Annotated in this window: 14 protein-coding genes and 1 tRNA gene; 12 read left to right on the forward strand and 3 right to left on the reverse strand. The window is 43.5% G+C overall.

All coding sequences use genetic code 11. From position 1 onward, the window contains the following. Positions 1-43: 43 nt before the first annotated feature. Positions 44-1,024 carry a serine/threonine-protein kinase gene (locus ACR63N_RS04895; protein WP_472782538.1) on the forward strand — a complete coding sequence of 327 codons (981 nt, stop codon included), beginning with the start codon at positions 44-46 and terminating at the stop codon, positions 1,022-1,024. 91 nt (positions 1,025-1,115) lie between these two features. Here the strand turns inward: ACR63N_RS04895 and ACR63N_RS04900 are convergent. From ACR63N_RS04900 to ACR63N_RS04910, 3 genes are all read right to left on the reverse strand, one after another. Next, positions 1,116-1,200 (reverse strand) — tRNA-Leu (locus ACR63N_RS04900). Between the two features lie 183 nt (positions 1,201-1,383). Next, entirely contained in the window at positions 1,384-3,141 is a 1,758-nt protein-coding gene (locus ACR63N_RS04905; protein WP_367106144.1) for a sigma 54-interacting transcriptional regulator, read from the reverse strand. A gap of 23 nt (positions 3,142-3,164) precedes the next feature. Next, positions 3,165-4,454 carry a two-component system sensor histidine kinase NtrB gene (locus ACR63N_RS04910; protein WP_367106143.1) on the reverse strand — a complete coding sequence of 430 codons (1,290 nt, stop codon included), beginning with the start codon at positions 4,452-4,454 and terminating at the stop codon, positions 3,165-3,167. A 134-nt stretch (positions 4,455-4,588) separates the two neighbouring features. Between ACR63N_RS04910 and rimO the strand changes: the two genes are divergently transcribed. From rimO to lpxA, 11 genes are all read left to right on the forward strand, one after another. Further along, positions 4,589-6,169: a 30S ribosomal protein S12 methylthiotransferase RimO gene (gene rimO, locus ACR63N_RS04915; RefSeq protein ID WP_367106142.1), complete on the forward strand. Its 1,581-nt coding sequence runs from the start codon at positions 4,589-4,591 to the stop codon at positions 6,167-6,169. 169 nt (positions 6,170-6,338) lie between these two features. Then, positions 6,339-7,064 (forward strand): UMP kinase, encoded by a 726-nt coding sequence (gene pyrH, locus ACR63N_RS04920; RefSeq protein ID WP_367103559.1) that lies wholly within the window; start codon positions 6,339-6,341, stop codon positions 7,062-7,064. A 154-nt stretch (positions 7,065-7,218) separates the two neighbouring features. Then, a complete protein-coding gene (frr, locus tag ACR63N_RS04925) occupies positions 7,219-7,773 on the forward strand; it encodes a ribosome recycling factor (protein WP_367103558.1) in 555 nt (184 codons plus the stop codon). A gap of 355 nt (positions 7,774-8,128) precedes the next feature. Next, positions 8,129-8,884, forward strand: coding sequence for a polyprenyl diphosphate synthase (uppS, locus tag ACR63N_RS04930; RefSeq protein WP_367103557.1), 756 nt, complete (start codon positions 8,129-8,131; stop codon positions 8,882-8,884). A 69-nt stretch (positions 8,885-8,953) separates the two neighbouring features. After that, positions 8,954-9,763: a phosphatidate cytidylyltransferase gene (locus ACR63N_RS04935; RefSeq protein WP_367106140.1), complete on the forward strand. Its 810-nt coding sequence runs from the start codon at positions 8,954-8,956 to the stop codon at positions 9,761-9,763. Positions 9,764-9,960: 197 nt separating this feature from the next. After that, a complete protein-coding gene (gene ispC, locus ACR63N_RS04940) occupies positions 9,961-11,172 on the forward strand; it encodes a 1-deoxy-D-xylulose-5-phosphate reductoisomerase (RefSeq protein ID WP_367106139.1) in 1,212 nt (403 codons plus the stop codon). Between the two features lie 65 nt (positions 11,173-11,237). Next, positions 11,238-12,611: an RIP metalloprotease RseP gene (rseP, locus tag ACR63N_RS04945; protein WP_367106138.1), complete on the forward strand. Its 1,374-nt coding sequence runs from the start codon at positions 11,238-11,240 to the stop codon at positions 12,609-12,611. 263 nt (positions 12,612-12,874) lie between these two features. After that, positions 12,875-15,295, forward strand: coding sequence for an outer membrane protein assembly factor BamA (gene bamA, locus ACR63N_RS04950; RefSeq protein WP_367106137.1), 2,421 nt, complete (start codon positions 12,875-12,877; stop codon positions 15,293-15,295). 132 nt (positions 15,296-15,427) lie between these two features. Continuing rightward, the gene (gene lpxD / locus ACR63N_RS04955; protein WP_367103552.1) at positions 15,428-16,438 is read left to right on the forward strand and encodes a UDP-3-O-(3-hydroxymyristoyl)glucosamine N-acyltransferase; all 1,011 of its coding nucleotides are present in this window, start codon (positions 15,428-15,430) and stop codon (positions 16,436-16,438) included. A 130-nt stretch (positions 16,439-16,568) separates the two neighbouring features. After that, positions 16,569-17,078, forward strand: coding sequence for a 3-hydroxyacyl-ACP dehydratase FabZ (fabZ, locus tag ACR63N_RS04960; protein ID WP_367103551.1), 510 nt, complete (start codon positions 16,569-16,571; stop codon positions 17,076-17,078). 63 nt (positions 17,079-17,141) lie between these two features. Continuing rightward, positions 17,142-17,918 (forward strand): acyl-ACP--UDP-N-acetylglucosamine O-acyltransferase, encoded by a 777-nt coding sequence (lpxA, locus tag ACR63N_RS04965; protein ID WP_367106136.1) that lies wholly within the window; start codon positions 17,142-17,144, stop codon positions 17,916-17,918. The last annotated feature ends 99 nt before the right edge of the window (positions 17,919-18,017 follow it).

Below are 18,017 nucleotides of genomic sequence, written 5' to 3' on the forward strand. Positions count from 1 at the left end.
GTGGATAAAGATTTAGTGATATTGAACAAGGTTTGCTTAAACTATGAAAAATAGTGCCAGTAATTACAGCCAAATACAAGTGTTACAGACGCAAGCTGAGCAACTATTACCTCTAGTCACCAATGCGCTAGCAAAATTTGCCTACCAAGAAATAACACATCAGCGTATTAGTCAGCAAAATAGTGCAGTTATTGACCATTATCAAGGTCTAACACGCGCGCAGCATAGGCGCTCTGGACAGGTCATAATTAAGTGGCAATTGAACTTAAAAATTGAGCAAAATACAGCAGATTTACAATACGAAATAACGGTGTTGATAGCTTTAAATGAGTGGCAAGAAAAACACAATAACACCATTGCTCCGCTATTATTAGATCATAAAACTATAAGGATAACGGTATTAGAGCAACTGCAGCAGTTCACCATGTTTGTTATGCCTTATTATGCAAAAGGGAGCTTAGCGCAGTGTCTGAAACAGCCTCTTACTGTTAGCCAAAAGCATAATCTTATTGTGCAAGCCGCGCAGCTTATTGTTAATTTGCATCAAAGCGGCTGGATCCATGGCGATATCAAACCAAGCAATATTCTAATCAGTGATGATCGTTTTGCTAACAATGATGATAAACCATTGACGTTATTACTAACGGATTATGCTTTAGCAAAGCGTATCAATAGCTCTATTAAAGATAATTTTGATGAAAATAAAGGTGTCAATAATGCTGGCACGCCTGCATATCTTGCTCCTGAATGCTGGCAGGGGCACAGCGCTACGGTGCAAAGTGATATTTATGCGTTTGGCATTATGATGTATGAGATATTAATGGGCAAACGAGCGTTTGAGATAAACTTACAAAGTGATGACCCTTTAAAAGAGTGGGCGATTCAGCATTGTCAGCAGCCTATTCCTACTTTGCCAAATCAGTATCAGCGTTATCAAAATATTATTGATAAGGCGCTTACGAAGCGAATGGAGCGGCGGTATATAGATATGGAAGAGGTTTGGGAGGATTTGAAAAATTTATGATAGTAAAAAATTTATATATCCAAAATTCAAACACAAAAAAACCTGCTAAAAAGCAGGTTTCATATTTGGTCTAAGAAGTACTATCGAAAAATGGTGGGGCTGGAGAGACTCGAACTCTCACACCTTGCGGCGCCAGAACCTAAATCTGGTGCGTCTACCAATTCCGCCACAGCCCCATTGTCGTTACTCTATCATCAAAAATGTCTAAATTCAAACACCGTCTAGATAAATAACTGATTCAGTAGTGCGTCTCAGTGGTTGGCTATTATATAGAATTTAAAAATCTTGGCAAGCCCTTTTTACAATTAATTTTTAATTTTCTATATTGAGCGAGATAGCCAGTTGATATTATTAAAATTTTACTCAGCCTCTTGTCCTTTGATAAGTTCTTCGTTTTGCATTGTCGATTTCTCACTGGATAGTTTATTGTCCTTTGCTATGTCCAGTTGTTTGAATTTGCGGGTTAAGGTATTGCGTCCCCAACCAAGTAAATTGGCCGCCGCTATTTTTCTGCCGCCACTATGATCGAGAGCGGCTTTTAACAGTACGCGTTCAAATTCAGGCGTTGCCGTTTGCAAAATATCGGTGTCGCCAGCTTGTAGAGATTGCTCAGCCCACATCGCTAAAGCTTGTTGCCAAGTAATTGTCGCAGGTGTTGTTGCTATAGTAGGTTGAGATTGAAATGGTGCTAGATCCTGATAGGTAGAATCAGGTTGAGCGGTAGAATGTAGAGGATTAGTCAACAGCTCCGGCGGCAAATCAGCGCTCATGACCATGTCACCTGTTGCCATGACCGTGAGCCAAAGGCAGACGTTCTCTAGCTGGCGCACATTACCGCGCCAGTCAAACCTTTGCATAAGTTGCATAGCGCTGGGATGAATTTGTTTTGCCTCAGTATTCATCTGCTTAGCTGCGCGCTGCATAAAGTGTCCAGTCAAAGCTGGGATATCGTCCGGGCGCGCGCGTAGGGGCGGCAATGGCAAACGAATAACGTTGAGACGATAAAACAGATCTTCACGAAAGCGACCTTGCTGCACTAAATGCTCTAGATTTTGATGCGTGGCGGCGATGATACGCACATCGACCTTTATTGGTTCTTGCCCGCCAACTCGATAAAATTCGCCATTGGCAAGCACTCTTAACAGTCTTGTTTGAGTACTAAATGGCATGTCGCCAATTTCATCGAGAAATAACGTCCCGCCATCCGCTTGCTCAAAGCGCCCTTGACGCTGAGTAGTCGCGCCGGTAAAAGCGCCTTTTTCATGACCAAATAGCTCAGACTCAATTAAATCATGGGGAATAGCGGCCATATTTAGAGCGATGAAGGGTTGTTGGCTACGCGGCGAATGTTGATGTAGAGCGCTTGCAACCAGCTCTTTGCCCGTTCCTGATTCACCAGTGATCAAGACGCTAATGGGCGATTGTGCCAAGCGTCCAATAGCGCGAAAGACCGTTTGCATGGCCTGCGATTGACCAATAATACCGCTAGGATTGCTATCAGCATTCGCTTTTTTGACGTTGTTTTTATCTTTAATTTGGTTTTTGATAGTGAGTTTTATTTTTCCATCGGTTTTGTGTTCTGCTTTGGTATTAGTGTTAATGTTAGCTTTGGTCTGTTGACCAGAAGTTTTTGCATCAACAGCAGGTCTAGAGGGATGGTAATTAATAGCTTTATAAATGGTGGCGACTGCTTCATCCAAATCAAAAGGTTTAGGCAAATAATCAAACGCACCGGTTTGATAGCTGTCGATCGCTGAGGTGAGGTCGGAATGAGCAGTCATAATCACTATAGGCAGTGCCGGAAAATGCTGACGTACCCAAGCGCTAAAGGATAAGCCATCCATCATCGGCATACGAATATCGGTCAAGATAACATCAGGCAGCTCAACTGCTGATTCGCGCTGCTCTAAAGTATCGTTGAGCTGAGTCCAAGCAGCTTTTGCTTGCGTAAAGCTTACAACGTTTAAATGAGCGTCGCTAAAGGTATCTGCTAATATCAAACGCAGAGCTGCATCATCATCGATAAGCCACAAAGTCGCAATGCTATTGGCTTTATCTAACGGCTGGGTGTCTCTTTGTTCATAGCTTCGATTAAGTTTTTGACGTGATTCGGTCATAGATAAGCCTTTTGAAAATAAATCTAAACGGCAAAAGTTGACTGAGTAAAGGGTAGATATACGGTAAAGCAGGTTTGATTATCAGACGGCGCTTGTTGTGAACTGACTTCAATCATACCATGATGGCGACTGATAATATCTTGCACAATCGATAGCCCTAAGCCCGTCCCATTAGCGCGGTGGGTCACCATCGGAAAGAATATCTGGCCAATAAGCGCCGCCTCAATACCGCCGCCATTATCAGTAACGCTAATTTGCAACACCTGTTTATGCTGCTGACTGCCAATAGTGTGCCGAAAAGCGATCCGAGTCTGGATGTGCAGCATGGGCCGATAGTCAGATTGTTGATCTTGTAAGTACTCCGTCATAGACTCACAAGCATTGTTAAGCAAGTTTAAAAACACTTGAATTAGCTGGTCTTTATCCGCACTTAGCTCAGGCAGAGATAAATCATAATCGCGCTGTAGTATTACCTCTGGGTACTGACTGTGCATTAAAGTTAGCACATGCTCAAGTGGTTCATGAATATTGAGCATCTGCCAGTTTGGCAGCTGATTATTCCCTAAAAATTGGTCTATAAGCTGAGTTAAACGATCCGTTTCCGAGGTAATAATATCAGTATAGCTCAGCAGCTTTTGAGAGAGTGTGCGCACGCCTAAGTCATCGTCGTTCTTATCTTTGAGTGGCACACTTTGATAGTTATAAGCTTTATTAGATTGGTATGCTTTGTTAAATTGGCGCTGCAATAGTTGCGCGGCGCCGCGGATACCAGCTAATGGGTTTTTGACTTCATGAGCCACTGAGCGCAGCATCTGCCGCGCCACTTCATACTGGCGCTGTTGTCGCTGCTCCTCACTAATACGGCTTTGACGGTTTTTGCCCCACATCTCAATAATAAAGAAAGGCTGCTGCTCATAAGTTACAGGAGTGACACTATAATCAATGACTATGGTCTTACTATTGTCAATCGCGGTAGACTCCAAACTAATGGCACAATCATGGTCGACAAAGGGCTGCTGATAGTGCTGAGCTTGTCTGAAACGCTCTGTTAGCGAACAGGCTCGATGAGCGTCATTGTTTGATTTTATAGTGCTATCTTTGTCATAGGATGCTGCATCACTCTTATCCGCTGACAACAGTAGTAAAATAGATTGATTTAGAAGCCGCTTGTGGCTAATAGCTAATAACTGTTCAGCTTGCGGGTTTAACCATTTAATAATCAGCTCGTTATCTACCCATAAAATAGCGGTAAATAGATGCTGCGCCATAAAAGCCGGATCTGGCCTAACAACAAAACTCGCAGGATCAGTCATAAATAAGCCTAGATAAGAGTGCTATTCAAAGTATTATTTAACCATAAATCAACAGGATAGCGCGGCAAAACTAGCGATTATCACAAAAAAAACGTACAATGCGCACAGCCCATTTATCTCAAGCAAGGTCAGCTATGTCCAAGATTTCTACTCAGTCAACCGATGTTACCTTTTTAGACGACACTATCGATCATTCAACAACGCCAACGCTCAAAAATACGGCGACGCTCTTTAATCCTGCTCAGTCGCAAGTGGCAGATAGCACGCAGCCTTATCATCATAAAGCCAACCACAATCAAAACCGCAGTATTACCCAAAGTGGTACGGCAGCTGTTGATACGGCTACTGCTAGTGCGCCAGCAATTAGTGCGCCAAAGATAGGTTTTGTGTCGCTAGGTTGCCCTAAAGCACTGGTTGATAGCGAGCGTATTATTACAGAATTAAGCCGAGACGGCTATCAAGTTGCCAGCGATTATGACGGCGCTGATTTAGTCGTGGTCAATACTTGCGGCTTTATTGAGTCAGCAGTACAAGAGTCGCTTGACGCTATTGGCGAGGCCATTAGTAAAAACGGTAAGGTCATTGTCACAGGCTGCTTGGGTAAAGAGGCGGACAAGATACGCCAGATGCATCCTGCAGTATTGGCGGTAACGGGCGCGCACGCTTATGATGAAGTGATTACGGCGGTGGCTCAGCATGTGCCAAGGCCACAGCAGAGCTTGGATGCTGATTTTGATCCCAAGATTAATTTGATTGACGAGGCGGGTATTAAACTAACGCCAAGTCATTACGCTTATCTGAAAATATCAGAGGGCTGTAATCACCGTTGTACCTTTTGTATTATCCCAAGCTTGCGCGGCGATTTGGTCTCGCGTCCTATCGACAGCGTGATGAATGAGGCGCTGGCACTAAAAAATGCAGGCGTAAAAGAGCTGCTTATTATCTCGCAAGATACCTCAGCTTATGGCCTTGATTTAAAATATAAGACCAGCTTTTGGAATGGTATGCCGCTTAAGTCCAAGTTTTATGATATGTGCCAAGCGTTAAATGATTTGGGCATTTGGGTGCGCCTGCATTACGTCTATCCGTATCCGCATGTGGATAAAGTGGTTGAACTGATGGGCGAGAACAAACTGCTGCCTTATCTTGATATTCCATTTCAGCATGCCAGCCATAGCGTCCTCAAAGCCATGAAGCGTCCGGCGCATAGTGAAAATACCTTGGCGCGCATTCATAAGTGGCGTGAGATTTGTCCTGAGATTGTCATTCGCTCAACCTTTGTGGTCGGCTTCCCCGGCGAGACCGAAGAAGATTTTCAGTGTCTGCTTGATTGGCTAATCGAGGCGCGTCTTGACCGTGTGGGCGCTTTTACTTATTCAGAAGTTGAGGGCGCAGTAGCCAATGATCTGCCCAATCCGGTGCCCGAGGACGTTAAACAGTCGCGTTACGAGCGCCTGATGGCCTTACAACAACAGATATCAGCGCAAAAGCTGCAAGAAAAGGTAGGTAAAACCTTAAAAGTATTGGTCGACGAGATTGATAGTGAGGAGAATATTGCTATTTGTCGTAGCTACGCTGATGCTCCTGAGATTGATGGTCACGTCTATGTTGATAATATTGATGGCACAGTAAAGGTAGGGCAATTCCTAACGGTTACTATTGACGAGGCTAATGAGTATGATTTGTTTGCCAGTTATACAGTCAACGCTCTGTAAAAAATACAATGATGTTTAGATGCATTTTACTTTAAGTACTCCGTAAAGGTTAAGAACTTATCAGACATTCCGTATGAAAGTTGCCCCATCGTGGGCAGTTTTTGCTACAATTAGCGCAATTTATAATGCCAGCCGTTTAACTATAATTCAACGATAATAAGGTGCTCTCATGTCTGACAAAAACCCCCGTTTTTCGCGTATTTTACTCAAACTCTCTGGTGAAGCCTTAGCTGGCGGCAAGGACATGGGTATCGATACCGAAGTGCTCGATAAGATGAGCTTGTCAATTGCGCACTTAACGGGCCTTGGCGTACAAGTCGGTATCGTCGTTGGTGGGGGTAATTTGTATCGCGGAGCGCAGTTGCAAAAAGAGGGGCTGGTTGGCCGCGTGACTGGAGATCAGATGGGTATGCTAGCGACCGTTATGAACGGCCTTGCTATGCGTGACGCGCTTGAGCGCCGTAATATCAAAACGCGTTTGATGTCCGCACTGCCTATTGGTGAAGTCACTGAAAGCTACAGTAGCCGTAACGCGATTCGCTATCTTAAAAATGGCGAGGTTTGTATCTTTGTCGCAGGTACTGGCAATCCGTTCTTCACTACTGATACCGCAGCTTGTTTGCGCGGGATTGAGATTGAGGCAGGACTCATTCTCAAAGCCACTAAGGTAGATGGGGTTTATGATAAAGACCCAAGCTTGCATGCTGATGCTACTAAATATGATGGGCTGACCTTTGATGAGGTGCTTGAGCAAAAGCTTGGTGTGATGGATCTAACCGCTATTGCTCTATGCCGCGAGCATGATGTACCGCTGCAAGTATTTGATATGACTAAACCTAATGCTCTACTAAATGTCGTTATGGGCGAGAACGAAGGCACGCGTGTTTATCATTAAATAGTAGATTAATGATAGTCTTGCAGTGTTTTTCAAAAAAGCAATGATTCTTAAAAACGTTGGCTCTTGAAAAAATAGTAAAATAACAAGCAGTTGATAACTAGTAGTTAACTACCATGAATGATTTATCGTTATAGATAACTAAGGATATATTATGATTAAAGAGATTAAAAAAGACGGCGAAGCGCGTATGCAAAAGACCTTGGAGGCGCTTGAGGGTACCTTTAGTAAAGTACGTACGGGTCGTGCGCATCCTGGTATGCTCTCAAGCGTTATGGTTAACTATTACGGCGCAGATACGCCATTGAATCAAGTCGCTAGCGTTAACGTAGAAGACTCACGTACCCTACTAGTCCAGCCGTTTGATCGCACTATGGTGCAAGCAGTGGACAAAGCGATTCGTGAAGCGGATTTGGGCCTAAATCCTATGAGCGCGGATGTTATCCGGGTACCTATGCCAGCGCTGACAGAAGAAACTCGCCGCGATATGCAAAAGCTTGCGCGTGGTGAGGCTGAGAACAGCCGGGTCTCTATTCGTAACATCCGCCGTGATATGATGAATGATATCAAAGAGCTTGCCAAAGAAAAAGAGATCTCAGAAGATGATGAGCGCCGTGCTAACGATGACATTCAAAAATTGACTGACAAGTATATTGAGACTATCGATAGCAGACTGAGCAAAAAAGAGAGCGACTTGATGGAAGTATAAGCTTGCTTAGCTTTTATGTACTAGCTTTTATGTATGCACCAGCTGCTACCAATAGACAGTCAATAGCTTGTCACTATTGACTGTCTATTGCCATATAAAATACTGTTATGTGATGGTATTTAATCTGTCAATATAGCCTATTAGTAATGCTAAGTACTGTGTTTTTCATGATTTCTTATACTTTAGTAGGGTAAGTTAACTGTGCTGATTTTTGTTTATGATAAGTTTGTGAAAATCAGGTGCTGGGCTTTTTAAGTATAGTTATACCTATTATGATAAGAGCGTTAGTATTTATATTCGTATCTTTGAAAGCTTATCTTTATTATTCACCTTTATAACAAAAGCAGTATAGTCCATGTCTATTTCTGCCCCTTTGGGCTCCGTTATTATTCCCCGTCATATCGCTATCATTATGGATGGCAATAACCGTTATGGTAAAGCACATGCGCTCGGTAGCGGTGAGGGTCACGTCAAAGGTAAAGACGCACTTGATCCTATCGTTGAGTACTGCCTTGATATTGGAGTTGAGGTATTAACCGTTTTTGCTTTTTCAAGTGAAAACTGGCAACGTCCACCAAGTGAGGTGGCACTGCTCATGCGCCTGCTAGCTTCAACCATTCATGAGCAAATGCCGCGTATGTATAAGTATCAGATTCGGTTACGGTTCATTGGAGATCGTAGTCAGCTTGACGATGACTTGCAAACACTCATGAGTGATGCGGAGGATAAAACCGCCCAGTTTCAAGCAATGACCTTGGTTATTGCTATTAGTTATGGCGGTCAGTGGGATATCACTCATGCCGCAAAACAGCTAGCGCTGCAGGTACAAGCAGGCGACTTACCAGCCCAAAGTATCAATGAAGAAATGCTCGCTCAATATGTGCAACTAGCGGATGCCCCTGATGTGGATATGCTAGTGAGAACAGGCGGCGAATACCGTATTTCCAACTTTTTACTTTGGCAATCAGCGTATGCTGAGCTATTCTTTACGCAGACATTGTGGCCAGATTTTGTAGCAGAAGAGCTTGCACAGATGGTGACTGAGTTTAATCAGCGGCAACGCCGGTTTGGCAAAACTAGTGAGCAGATCAAGATCCAAGCATCACAGTGATTCACGCATTCTAACTGTTATAATGCAGTACTTAGCAAATGCTTCTTATTATTATAAGGCTTAATTGGTATGTGGCAACGGATTAAAACGGCGGTTATTTTGGTTATTATCGTCGGTATTGCGATGTTTACAAGCAAAACACCGATATTATTTATACCTCTGTTAGCCATTGGGGTCACCATCGCGGCCCATGAGTGGACGAAACTGATGCCCAGATGGCGTCATCCTCCCGTATTTGTACTCATGGTATTAGCCATTACTCTGTTATCATTATGGTTAAAAGTGACATGGGTGTTTTGGTGGATAGCCTCACTTATTATTTGGCTTATGGCCTTATCTTGGGTTAGCAAATTTCCCACTCACACTAACTGGTATGGCCGTAAGCTTGGACTCATGGGAGTCATCATACTGACCGCGTCGATTACTGCTATGTTTTATCTGTGGCAGCTATCGGCGTGGTGGCTATTATATGTATTTTTACTGGTGTGGTGTGCAGACAGCGGTGCTTACTTTGTGGGTCGTAAATTTGGACGCCGCAAAATGTCACCGAATGTTTCGCCTAATAAGAGTATGGAAGGACTTGCGGGCGGCGTGGCAACTGGTTTAGTTGTCGTCATTGTAATTAGCGTGTTTAAATTGCAATTGACAGGCATAGCACTAATAGCTTTTGTCGCTTTATCGGTAGTCACTATACTGGCATCGGTATTAGGCGATTTGTTTGAGTCTATGCTGAAGCGCCGCGCTGGCGTTAAAGACTCGGGCACTTTTCTGCCGGGTCATGGTGGTATACTAGATCGTATTGATTCTTTACTATCCGCCATTCCAACATTTGCGCTAGGGTTTTGGCTCGTACAGTACTTAGAATTGATGACTGCTTAATTGCTAACAGTTATATAGAACTATGCTCTAAAAAATCTGTTATCTAAATTTTAAAACTAACCTCTATTTATACCTTTTTCGCTAAACCACTTAGCTTTATAAGTGGTTTAGATTAAGCTGAGCGTTTGGTTTTTATAGGTATTGTACGCTTTAACATTATTATAAGCTCTGATAGTTAATTATAGGTATTGATAGTTATGACGCAACGCATTGCGGTACTTGGTGCAACAGGTTCTATTGGCGATAGTACGCTAGCTATTTTAGCGGCGCATTCGCAAGATTACGAAGTTTATGCTTTATCCGGTTACCAGCGCTTAGATAAGCTATTTGCACTTTGTCAGCAGTTTCAGCCGGCGCGTGTCTGTGTACCTGTATCTGAGGTAGATAGCTTTGCTCAACGCCTAAATGAGGCGGGCCTTCGTATTGATGTTGTAGGCGGCGATCGTGGCCTTATAGAGATTGCAACCGATCCGCAAGTGGATACTGTGGTAGCCGCTATTGTTGGGGCCGCAGGATTGCCATCTACTCTAGACGCTGCAAAGGCTGGTAAGCGTATTTTGCTTGCTAATAAAGAAGCCTTGGTAATGGCAGGAGAGGTCATGATGGAGACAGTAAAGAGGCATAGTGCCACTTTATTGCCGTTAGATTCTGAGCATAACGCTATTTTTCAGTGCTTACCGCTTGCCATACAGCAAGACAATACACAAATTCATACTGCCAGCCATGGTGTACGTAAGCTTTGGCTGACCGCCTCTGGTGGACCATTTTTACATGAGTCATTTGCACAGATGCAGCAAGCCAGCGTAGCTAAGGCAGTCAAACATCCCAATTGGTCGATGGGACAAAAGATATCTGTTGATTCGGCGACTATGATGAATAAAGGGCTTGAGCTAATAGAAGCTTGTCATTTATTTGATTTGAGCGAAGAGATGATAAATGTCGTTATTCATCCACAAAGTATCATCCACTCAATGGTAGAATATAGAGATGGTAGCTTTTTAGCGCAGCTTGGTAGTCCAGATATGAAAACGCCAATCGCTCACGCTTTGAGTTACCCTGCGCGTATCGATAGTGGCGCGCAGCCACTAGATTTATATGCACTAAGTGGTTTAGAGTTTATCAAACCTGACTTGCAAAAATTTGCCTGTTTGCGTCTGGCCCGCCAAGCTATGCAGGCAGGAACGCAGGCAACCATTGTTCTAAACGCGGCTAACGAGATTGCAGTTGCGGCATTTTTAGCGGAGCAAGTGCGTTTGACTGACATCGCTGATATTAACGAGCAGGCGTTGTCTGAGATACAAGTACCCCTGCTAGATGCTCATGCAGATATCGATGATATCTTAGCCATTGATGCCTTAGCACGACGCTATACTGAGACGCTAGTCGCCAAAATAGCTTATGGCACATGAGGATAAATGGGCAATATTAACAGTAGTAAATGGGCACGAGATAGCCATCCAAACGAGAAAACATCATGACGTTTTTACTGACGCTATTAGCAGCGATTTTCGTGTTAGGACCTCTGATTGCACTGCATGAATGGGGTCATTATATTGTGGCGCGTTTATGCGGTGTAAAAGTACTGACGTATTCTATTGGTTTTGGTCCCAAGCTGACGGGTTGGACGAGTAAAAAAAGCGGTATTGATTATCGTATTTCTATGCTACCTCTAGGCGGCTATGTCAAAATGCTCGATGAGCGTGAAGGAGAGGTGGCAAAGGATGAGCAGCATCTAGCCTTTAATCGTCAGCATCCCATAAAGAAAATCGCTATTGTCGCCGCCGGTCCGGTTATGAATTTTTTGATTGCTATTGCGCTATTTTGGGTGCTATTCATAACCCCATCTGAGCAGTTGACGACTAAGATTGGACAAGTGCTACCAGATACCCCAGCGGCGATGGCACAGCTCCCAGTCGGCGACAAAATTGTAGCGATTGATGGTCATGAGGTGCAGACTTGGGAAGGTATTAACTATCGTTTGGCAGGACGGATGGGTGAGACTGACAGTGTTAGTATTACTTTGCAAGCCGATGCGCCATCCAATACTACAAAAACTTATCAAGCCCCTGTTAACCAGTTTATGCAAGGCAATGACCAAGGTAAGGATGCATTAACCAGCTTTGGTATGCTGCCTTGGCAGCCGCAGATTGAACCCATTGTAGGCGAGTTATCACCTGATGGAGCAGCAGTGCGCCAAGGTTTAATGATTGGCGATCGTATCACTGCTATTGATGGCACGCCAGTAGATGATTGGATTAGCGCTACGCGTATTATTCGTGATAGCCCTGAGCAGCTACTTAATTTTGCGGTACTGCGCGATGATAAACCAGTACAGCTCCAGATCATGCCCCAAGGCAAAAAAGACAATCTAGGTAATACTTATGGCCAAATAGGTGCTATGGTGGCACAATCTGAGATTGTCATTCCTGACACCTATAAAACCACAGTAGTTTACGGACCTGGTGAAGCAATAATAAAATCGTTTGAAAAAACTGAGCAATTGGCGGTTATGACGGTCAGCTCTATGGGCAAAATGATTTCGGGTATGATTGGCCTTGATAATCTATCCGGCCCTATTACCATTGCTAAAGTTGCCAAACAAAGCTTTGATATTAGTTGGGAGATGGTATTATCTACAGCAGCTTTGATTAGTCTAAGTCTTGCCGTACTAAATCTGTTGCCTATTCCGGTATTGGATGGCGGCCATATTGTGTATTATCTTATCGAGCTGATACGCGGTAAACCATTGTCAGAAGGCGTGCAAGTGGTCGGATTAAATATCGGTTTACTCTTACTGTTAGGTTTCATGGTGTTAGCGATTGGTAATGACATCAGCCGCCTGTTTTAATAGTGAGTAGGACGACTTATTGAGAAAGGCACGATATACTAACGTTTGTAAGGATATTAGATTTTGTCGCTGGCAAGCGTTAGTGTCGCTATTGCATCAGTGCTACTGTACTGATAGCAATTTTTAGTTTATTTTATACGGCATTTTATATAAAGTGTCTTGTGCCATTCCATACCTGAGTCTAGGGCTTGGTCGTAATTGGACTGGACAAAACACGCTTTTTACCTTAACTTAAGCAAGTTTTTTATTGACGGATAGTGTTTATGCGTACGCCTTTATTTATGAGTGCGGCTGGGTTGCCGTTAGTTGTAGCAATGATAAGTATGCCGGCCCAAGCGGCTCAGTTTGTGGTCACTGATATCGGCTTCACTGGTCTACAACGCTTAACCCCTGATAGTCTTTATACGGTTTTGCCGATTACAGTAGGGGATACGGTTACGGATGCTAGCCTTGCAGCGAGTATTAAAGCGCTATATGCCACGGATAATTTTGCTAATATTCAAAGTCGTGTTGAAGGCGGACAGCTGCGTTTTGATGTCATTGAACGTCCGATTATCGCTGAGGTCAACTTTGAGGGCAATAAATTAATCCCTGAAGAAGGACTTGAGCAAGGTCTTAGTAATGCAGGTCTTGCAGAAGGCGATGTCCTAAAGCAGGCAACGCTACAAGGCGTGGCAAACGAGTTGCAGCAGCAATACATTAGCCAAGGCTACTATAATAGTAATATCGAGGTCGATCAGACCTTACTTGATGGAAATCGCGTCAGATTAGACGTGCGTTTTATCGAAGGTAAGCCTGCCAAAGTGGTTGATATTAATGTGATTGGCAATACCCATTTTAGCGATGAAGAGATCAAAGATGTCTTTGCGGTAAAAGAATCTTCATGGACAAGGTTTTTATCTAAGTCCGATCGTTATGCACAAGAGAAGCTAGCGGCCAGTTTAGAGAATCTAACTGCATTATATCAAAATGATGGTTATGTGCGCTTCGCCGTTGATAATGCAGTACTTAATATCAGCGAGGACAAACGCAATGTCTTTGTTGAAGTCAGCTTAAGCGAGGGCGATCAGTACCAGTTTGGTGAGATTAACTTCTTAGGCGAGCCAAAATTTGATACCAGTGAGCTTAATGATTTAGTCACCTTTGCGCCCAATGAGCAGTACTCACAAGCTCAGCTTGATGCGACCACAGCGGCGCTAAAAAACCGCTACGGTAATGCAGGCTATTATTTGGCTGAAGTGCGTCCAGTACCGCGTATTAATGATGACACTAAAATCGTTGATATTGATTACTATATTGATCCTGTGCGTCCTATTTATGTGCGCCGTATCAACTTTAGTGGCAATATTAAGACGCAAGATGAAGTCCTGCGCCGCGAGATGCGCCAGTTAGAAAGCGCCTTGGCCTCTAATGAGAAAATTCAGCTATCACGGACGCGTTTGATGCGAACTGGTTTTTTCAAAACCGTCACTGTCGATGTCAAGCCTGTTCCCAATCAGCCCGATCAGATCGATGTTAATTACATAGTTGAAGAGCAGCCCTCCGGTAGCTCGACCATTGCCGCTGGTTACTCACAAAGTGGCGGGGTTACCTTTCAGTTAGACCTCACCCAAAACAACTTTATGGGTACCGGTAACCGGGTTAATGCCGCGTTATCACGCTCAGAGACTCGTGATTCATATAGTCTTGGCTACACCGACCCTTACTTTACTGAAAATGGCGTCTCACAAGGTGTTAGTGCTTATTACCGCGAAACTAAGTACGATGATAGAAACGTAAGTAACTATGTCACTGACTCTTATGGGGCAACGCTAAGATATGGTTATCCGGTTGATGAAACTAAGAGAGTTAGCGCTGGGATAAACTTCGATAGTACTTCTGTGCGCGGTGGCCGTTATCTTGGGGTCTCCAACGTGGATCAGATTATTGAAGATGATGGATCAGTGGCAAACTTTGAGGGCAACGATGAATTCGTTGGTCGCACTGGCTTTAAAAACGATTATAATACCTACAATCTACTTTTAGGATGGGATTACAGTACGCTCGATCGTCCCGTATTTCCAACTAAAGGTATGAGCCATACTGTCGATGCCACCTTTGGCTTTGGTGATTCTAATTACCAAAAAGCTATTTATCGCGGTAATATATATTATCCTGTTTATAAAGACGTGATCGCGCGCGGTTATACCAAACTTGGTTACGGTAACGACTTGCCATTTTATGAGAATTTCTACGCTGGCGGTTATGGTTCGGTGCGGGGTTATGAAGCATCAACGCTTGGTCCTAGATCAAAAGCTTACGATGATGCGATTAGAGGCGTTAACCGTATCAGAGATGAAGAGGTGGGCGGTAATGCGCTAGCTACTTTTGGTACTGAGCTGATCCTGCCAATGCCGTTTAAGGGTGACTGGGCCGATCAAGTACGTCCGGTACTGTTTGCTGAGGGTGGGCAAGTATTTGACACCACCGATAAAGAAGATCGTACCTTTGTTGATCCGGTAAGTGGTGATGATACAGGAGTGCCGCTACTAACTCAGGACAATGATCTACGCTTTAGCGCGGGTGCTGGTATTACATGGTATACGCCTATCGGACCAATCTCGCTCAGTTACGCAGTACCCATCGGCGACAAAGAAAACGATGAAACTGAAGAAGTCCAGTTCCAAATTGGTAGTACTTTCTAAGCTTGAGGAGCTGTTTTAGACCAACCGTTAATAGGCTTATTGATACCATGTTTCTATAATTTATATTGGCGCTCAAACTGATCTTCCAGCTTGACGCCAGTTTTACTTCTACTATCCATATTACTATTAATTATGATAACGATTGATCAACTTATCTGCAGAATTGAGCAACGTCAGCCAGTGTTGAATAAAGATGAGCTTAACCCTGAGCAGTTGCAGTTAGCTTTGGGTAGCATCGGCAATTTGATGACTGCTAATGAGTCACAGCTGAGCTTTTTAGCAGACCCAAGTTATACTGACAGTTTAAAAAGTACTCAGGCAGGCGCCGTACTGGTCACTGAAGAGTATCGCGATCAGGTGCCAAAACACGCCCTAGCTTTGGTTGTTGCCAATCCTTATTTAGCTTACGCTAGTAGTAGCCAGATTTTTGTGCCTCAGACAGATAGTCGTATTCATCCAACAGCAATTATTGCTAAGAGCGCGGTGATTGGTGCTGACGTGAGTATTGGGCCTTATTGTGTGATCGGCGAGCATGTACATATTGGTACAGGCAGCCGTCTTGATAGTCACGTAGTGATTGAAGCCCATGCAATTGTTGGTGAAGGCTGTATACTTAAGTCGCAAGTAGTGATAGCTCATAACTGCATTATTGGTGATCACGTACGCTTGCACGCTGCTGTCAGTATTGGCGCTGAAGGTTTTGGGTTTGCGCCAACGTCAGATATTAGCCATAGTGGCTGGGAGCGCATTGCTCAGTTGGGACGGGTCATTATCGGTGATTATGTACGTATTGGCAGTCATACCTGTGTTGATCGCGGTGCGATTGGAGATACTGTCATAGGTAATCATGTCATTATCGACAATTTAGTACAGGTTGCACATAATGTCCGTATCGGTGCTGGTACTGCTATTGCGGCTAAAACAGGCATCGCTGGTAGTACTACTATTGGTAAGCGCTGCATAATTGGTGGTGCTGTTGGCATTAATGGACATATTGAAATAACAGATGATGTGACTTTATCAGGTATGACCATGGTGACTAAATCTATAAAAACGGCGGGTTCTTATTCGTCTGGAACCGCAGCTATGCCCACTGCTAAATGGCGACGAGCAGCAGTGCGCTTTCGCCAGCTAGGCGACTAGGTTTTAAGTCCTTGTTTTACCTTAGTCCTAGTTATATTTGAACTGTTATTTATAGCATTATTTATTGTCTAGTAATTTATATTAAAAGTTGATAATCAACAGCATGCAACAACTGCAAGGAAGCTTAGTTATGAGCACCAATGACATCGATAATTTAACCAATGAAGACATTAAGACGTTATCTGAGCAAGGTCTAACATTACCGCTCACGTATCATACGCTCAAACATTATTTGCCGCATCGTTATCCCTTTATGTTAGTGGATAAGATCACAGCCTGCAAACCCGGCGAATGCATTACTGGTATTAAGAACGTGACTATCAATGAAGAGTTTTTTAACGGTCATTTTCCTGATGAGCCGATTATGCCAGGTGTGCTGATGGTTGAGTCCATGGCACAGGTTTCTGGAGTTTTGGGTTTTATTAGTGCTGGATTAACTGCTGAGGATGGTTATCTGTATTTATTTGCAGGGGTTGATAAGGTACGTTTTAAACGCCGAGTGATTCCTGGTGATCAGCTGGTTATTCGAGCTAAAACAGTCATGCAAAAACACGGTATTTATAAATTTGATTGTACGGTTCATGTTGAAGATAAACTTGCTGCTAGTGCACAAATAATGATTGCTCGACAAGAACAGTAGTGCCAAGAGTTGTATGTTTTGTTTTACCATTTACTTGCATGAAATGATATAAAGGCCTGCATTATGAGTCAGATTCATCCCACAGCGCTTATCGCTTCATCCGCTACGATTGATGAAACCGCGGTTATCGGACCATATTGTATTGTGGGTGATGAGGTGACTATTGGCGCACATACTGTACTACATCGACATGTGGTGGTAGCAAGGCTGACTCGAATCGGACAACATAATCAGATTTATCAGTTCGCAAGTATCGGTGAGGATCCGCAAGATCTAAAATATGCAGGTGAGCGTACTTGGCTTGAGATTGGTGACTATAATACTATCCGAGAAGCTTGTAGCTTGCATCGCGGTACGGTACAAGATAAAAGCTTGACTAAAATTGGTAATCATAATTTGCTAATGGTAAATACTCACGTCGCTCATGATTGCTCAATTGGAGATCATAATGTGGTGGCTAACAATGTAGGTATCGCAGGGCACGTACGTATAGGTAACCACACTATCATTGGCGGTAATTCAGGCATTCATCAATTTTGTAAAGTTGATGATTACAGCCTAGTAGGCGGTGCCAGCTTAATCTTAAAAGATGTAGCAGCGTTTACTATGGTTTCAGGAAACCCTGCGCACGCCCATGGATTAAATATAGAAGGCATGCGCCGCAAAGGTTGGACACAGCAAACGATCGATAAGCTACGTCAAGCTTATGTTACTGTTTTTAGGTCGGGCTTAACGACTGCACAGGCACTTGCTGTGTTGCAAGAAGAGCTACCAAAAGAACCAAAGATTCAGCTACTTATAGACTCATTACAGCATAGTGAGCGCGGCGTTGTTCGCTAGAAATTCTATTAATATATTAAAAGATAACTATCATTTTATTAAGCCATAATTAAATATTATGGCTTTTTTGTGTTTATGAGTACTTGACTTTTGGTATTG

Source organism: Psychrobacter sp. M4, from assembly GCF_055699795.1.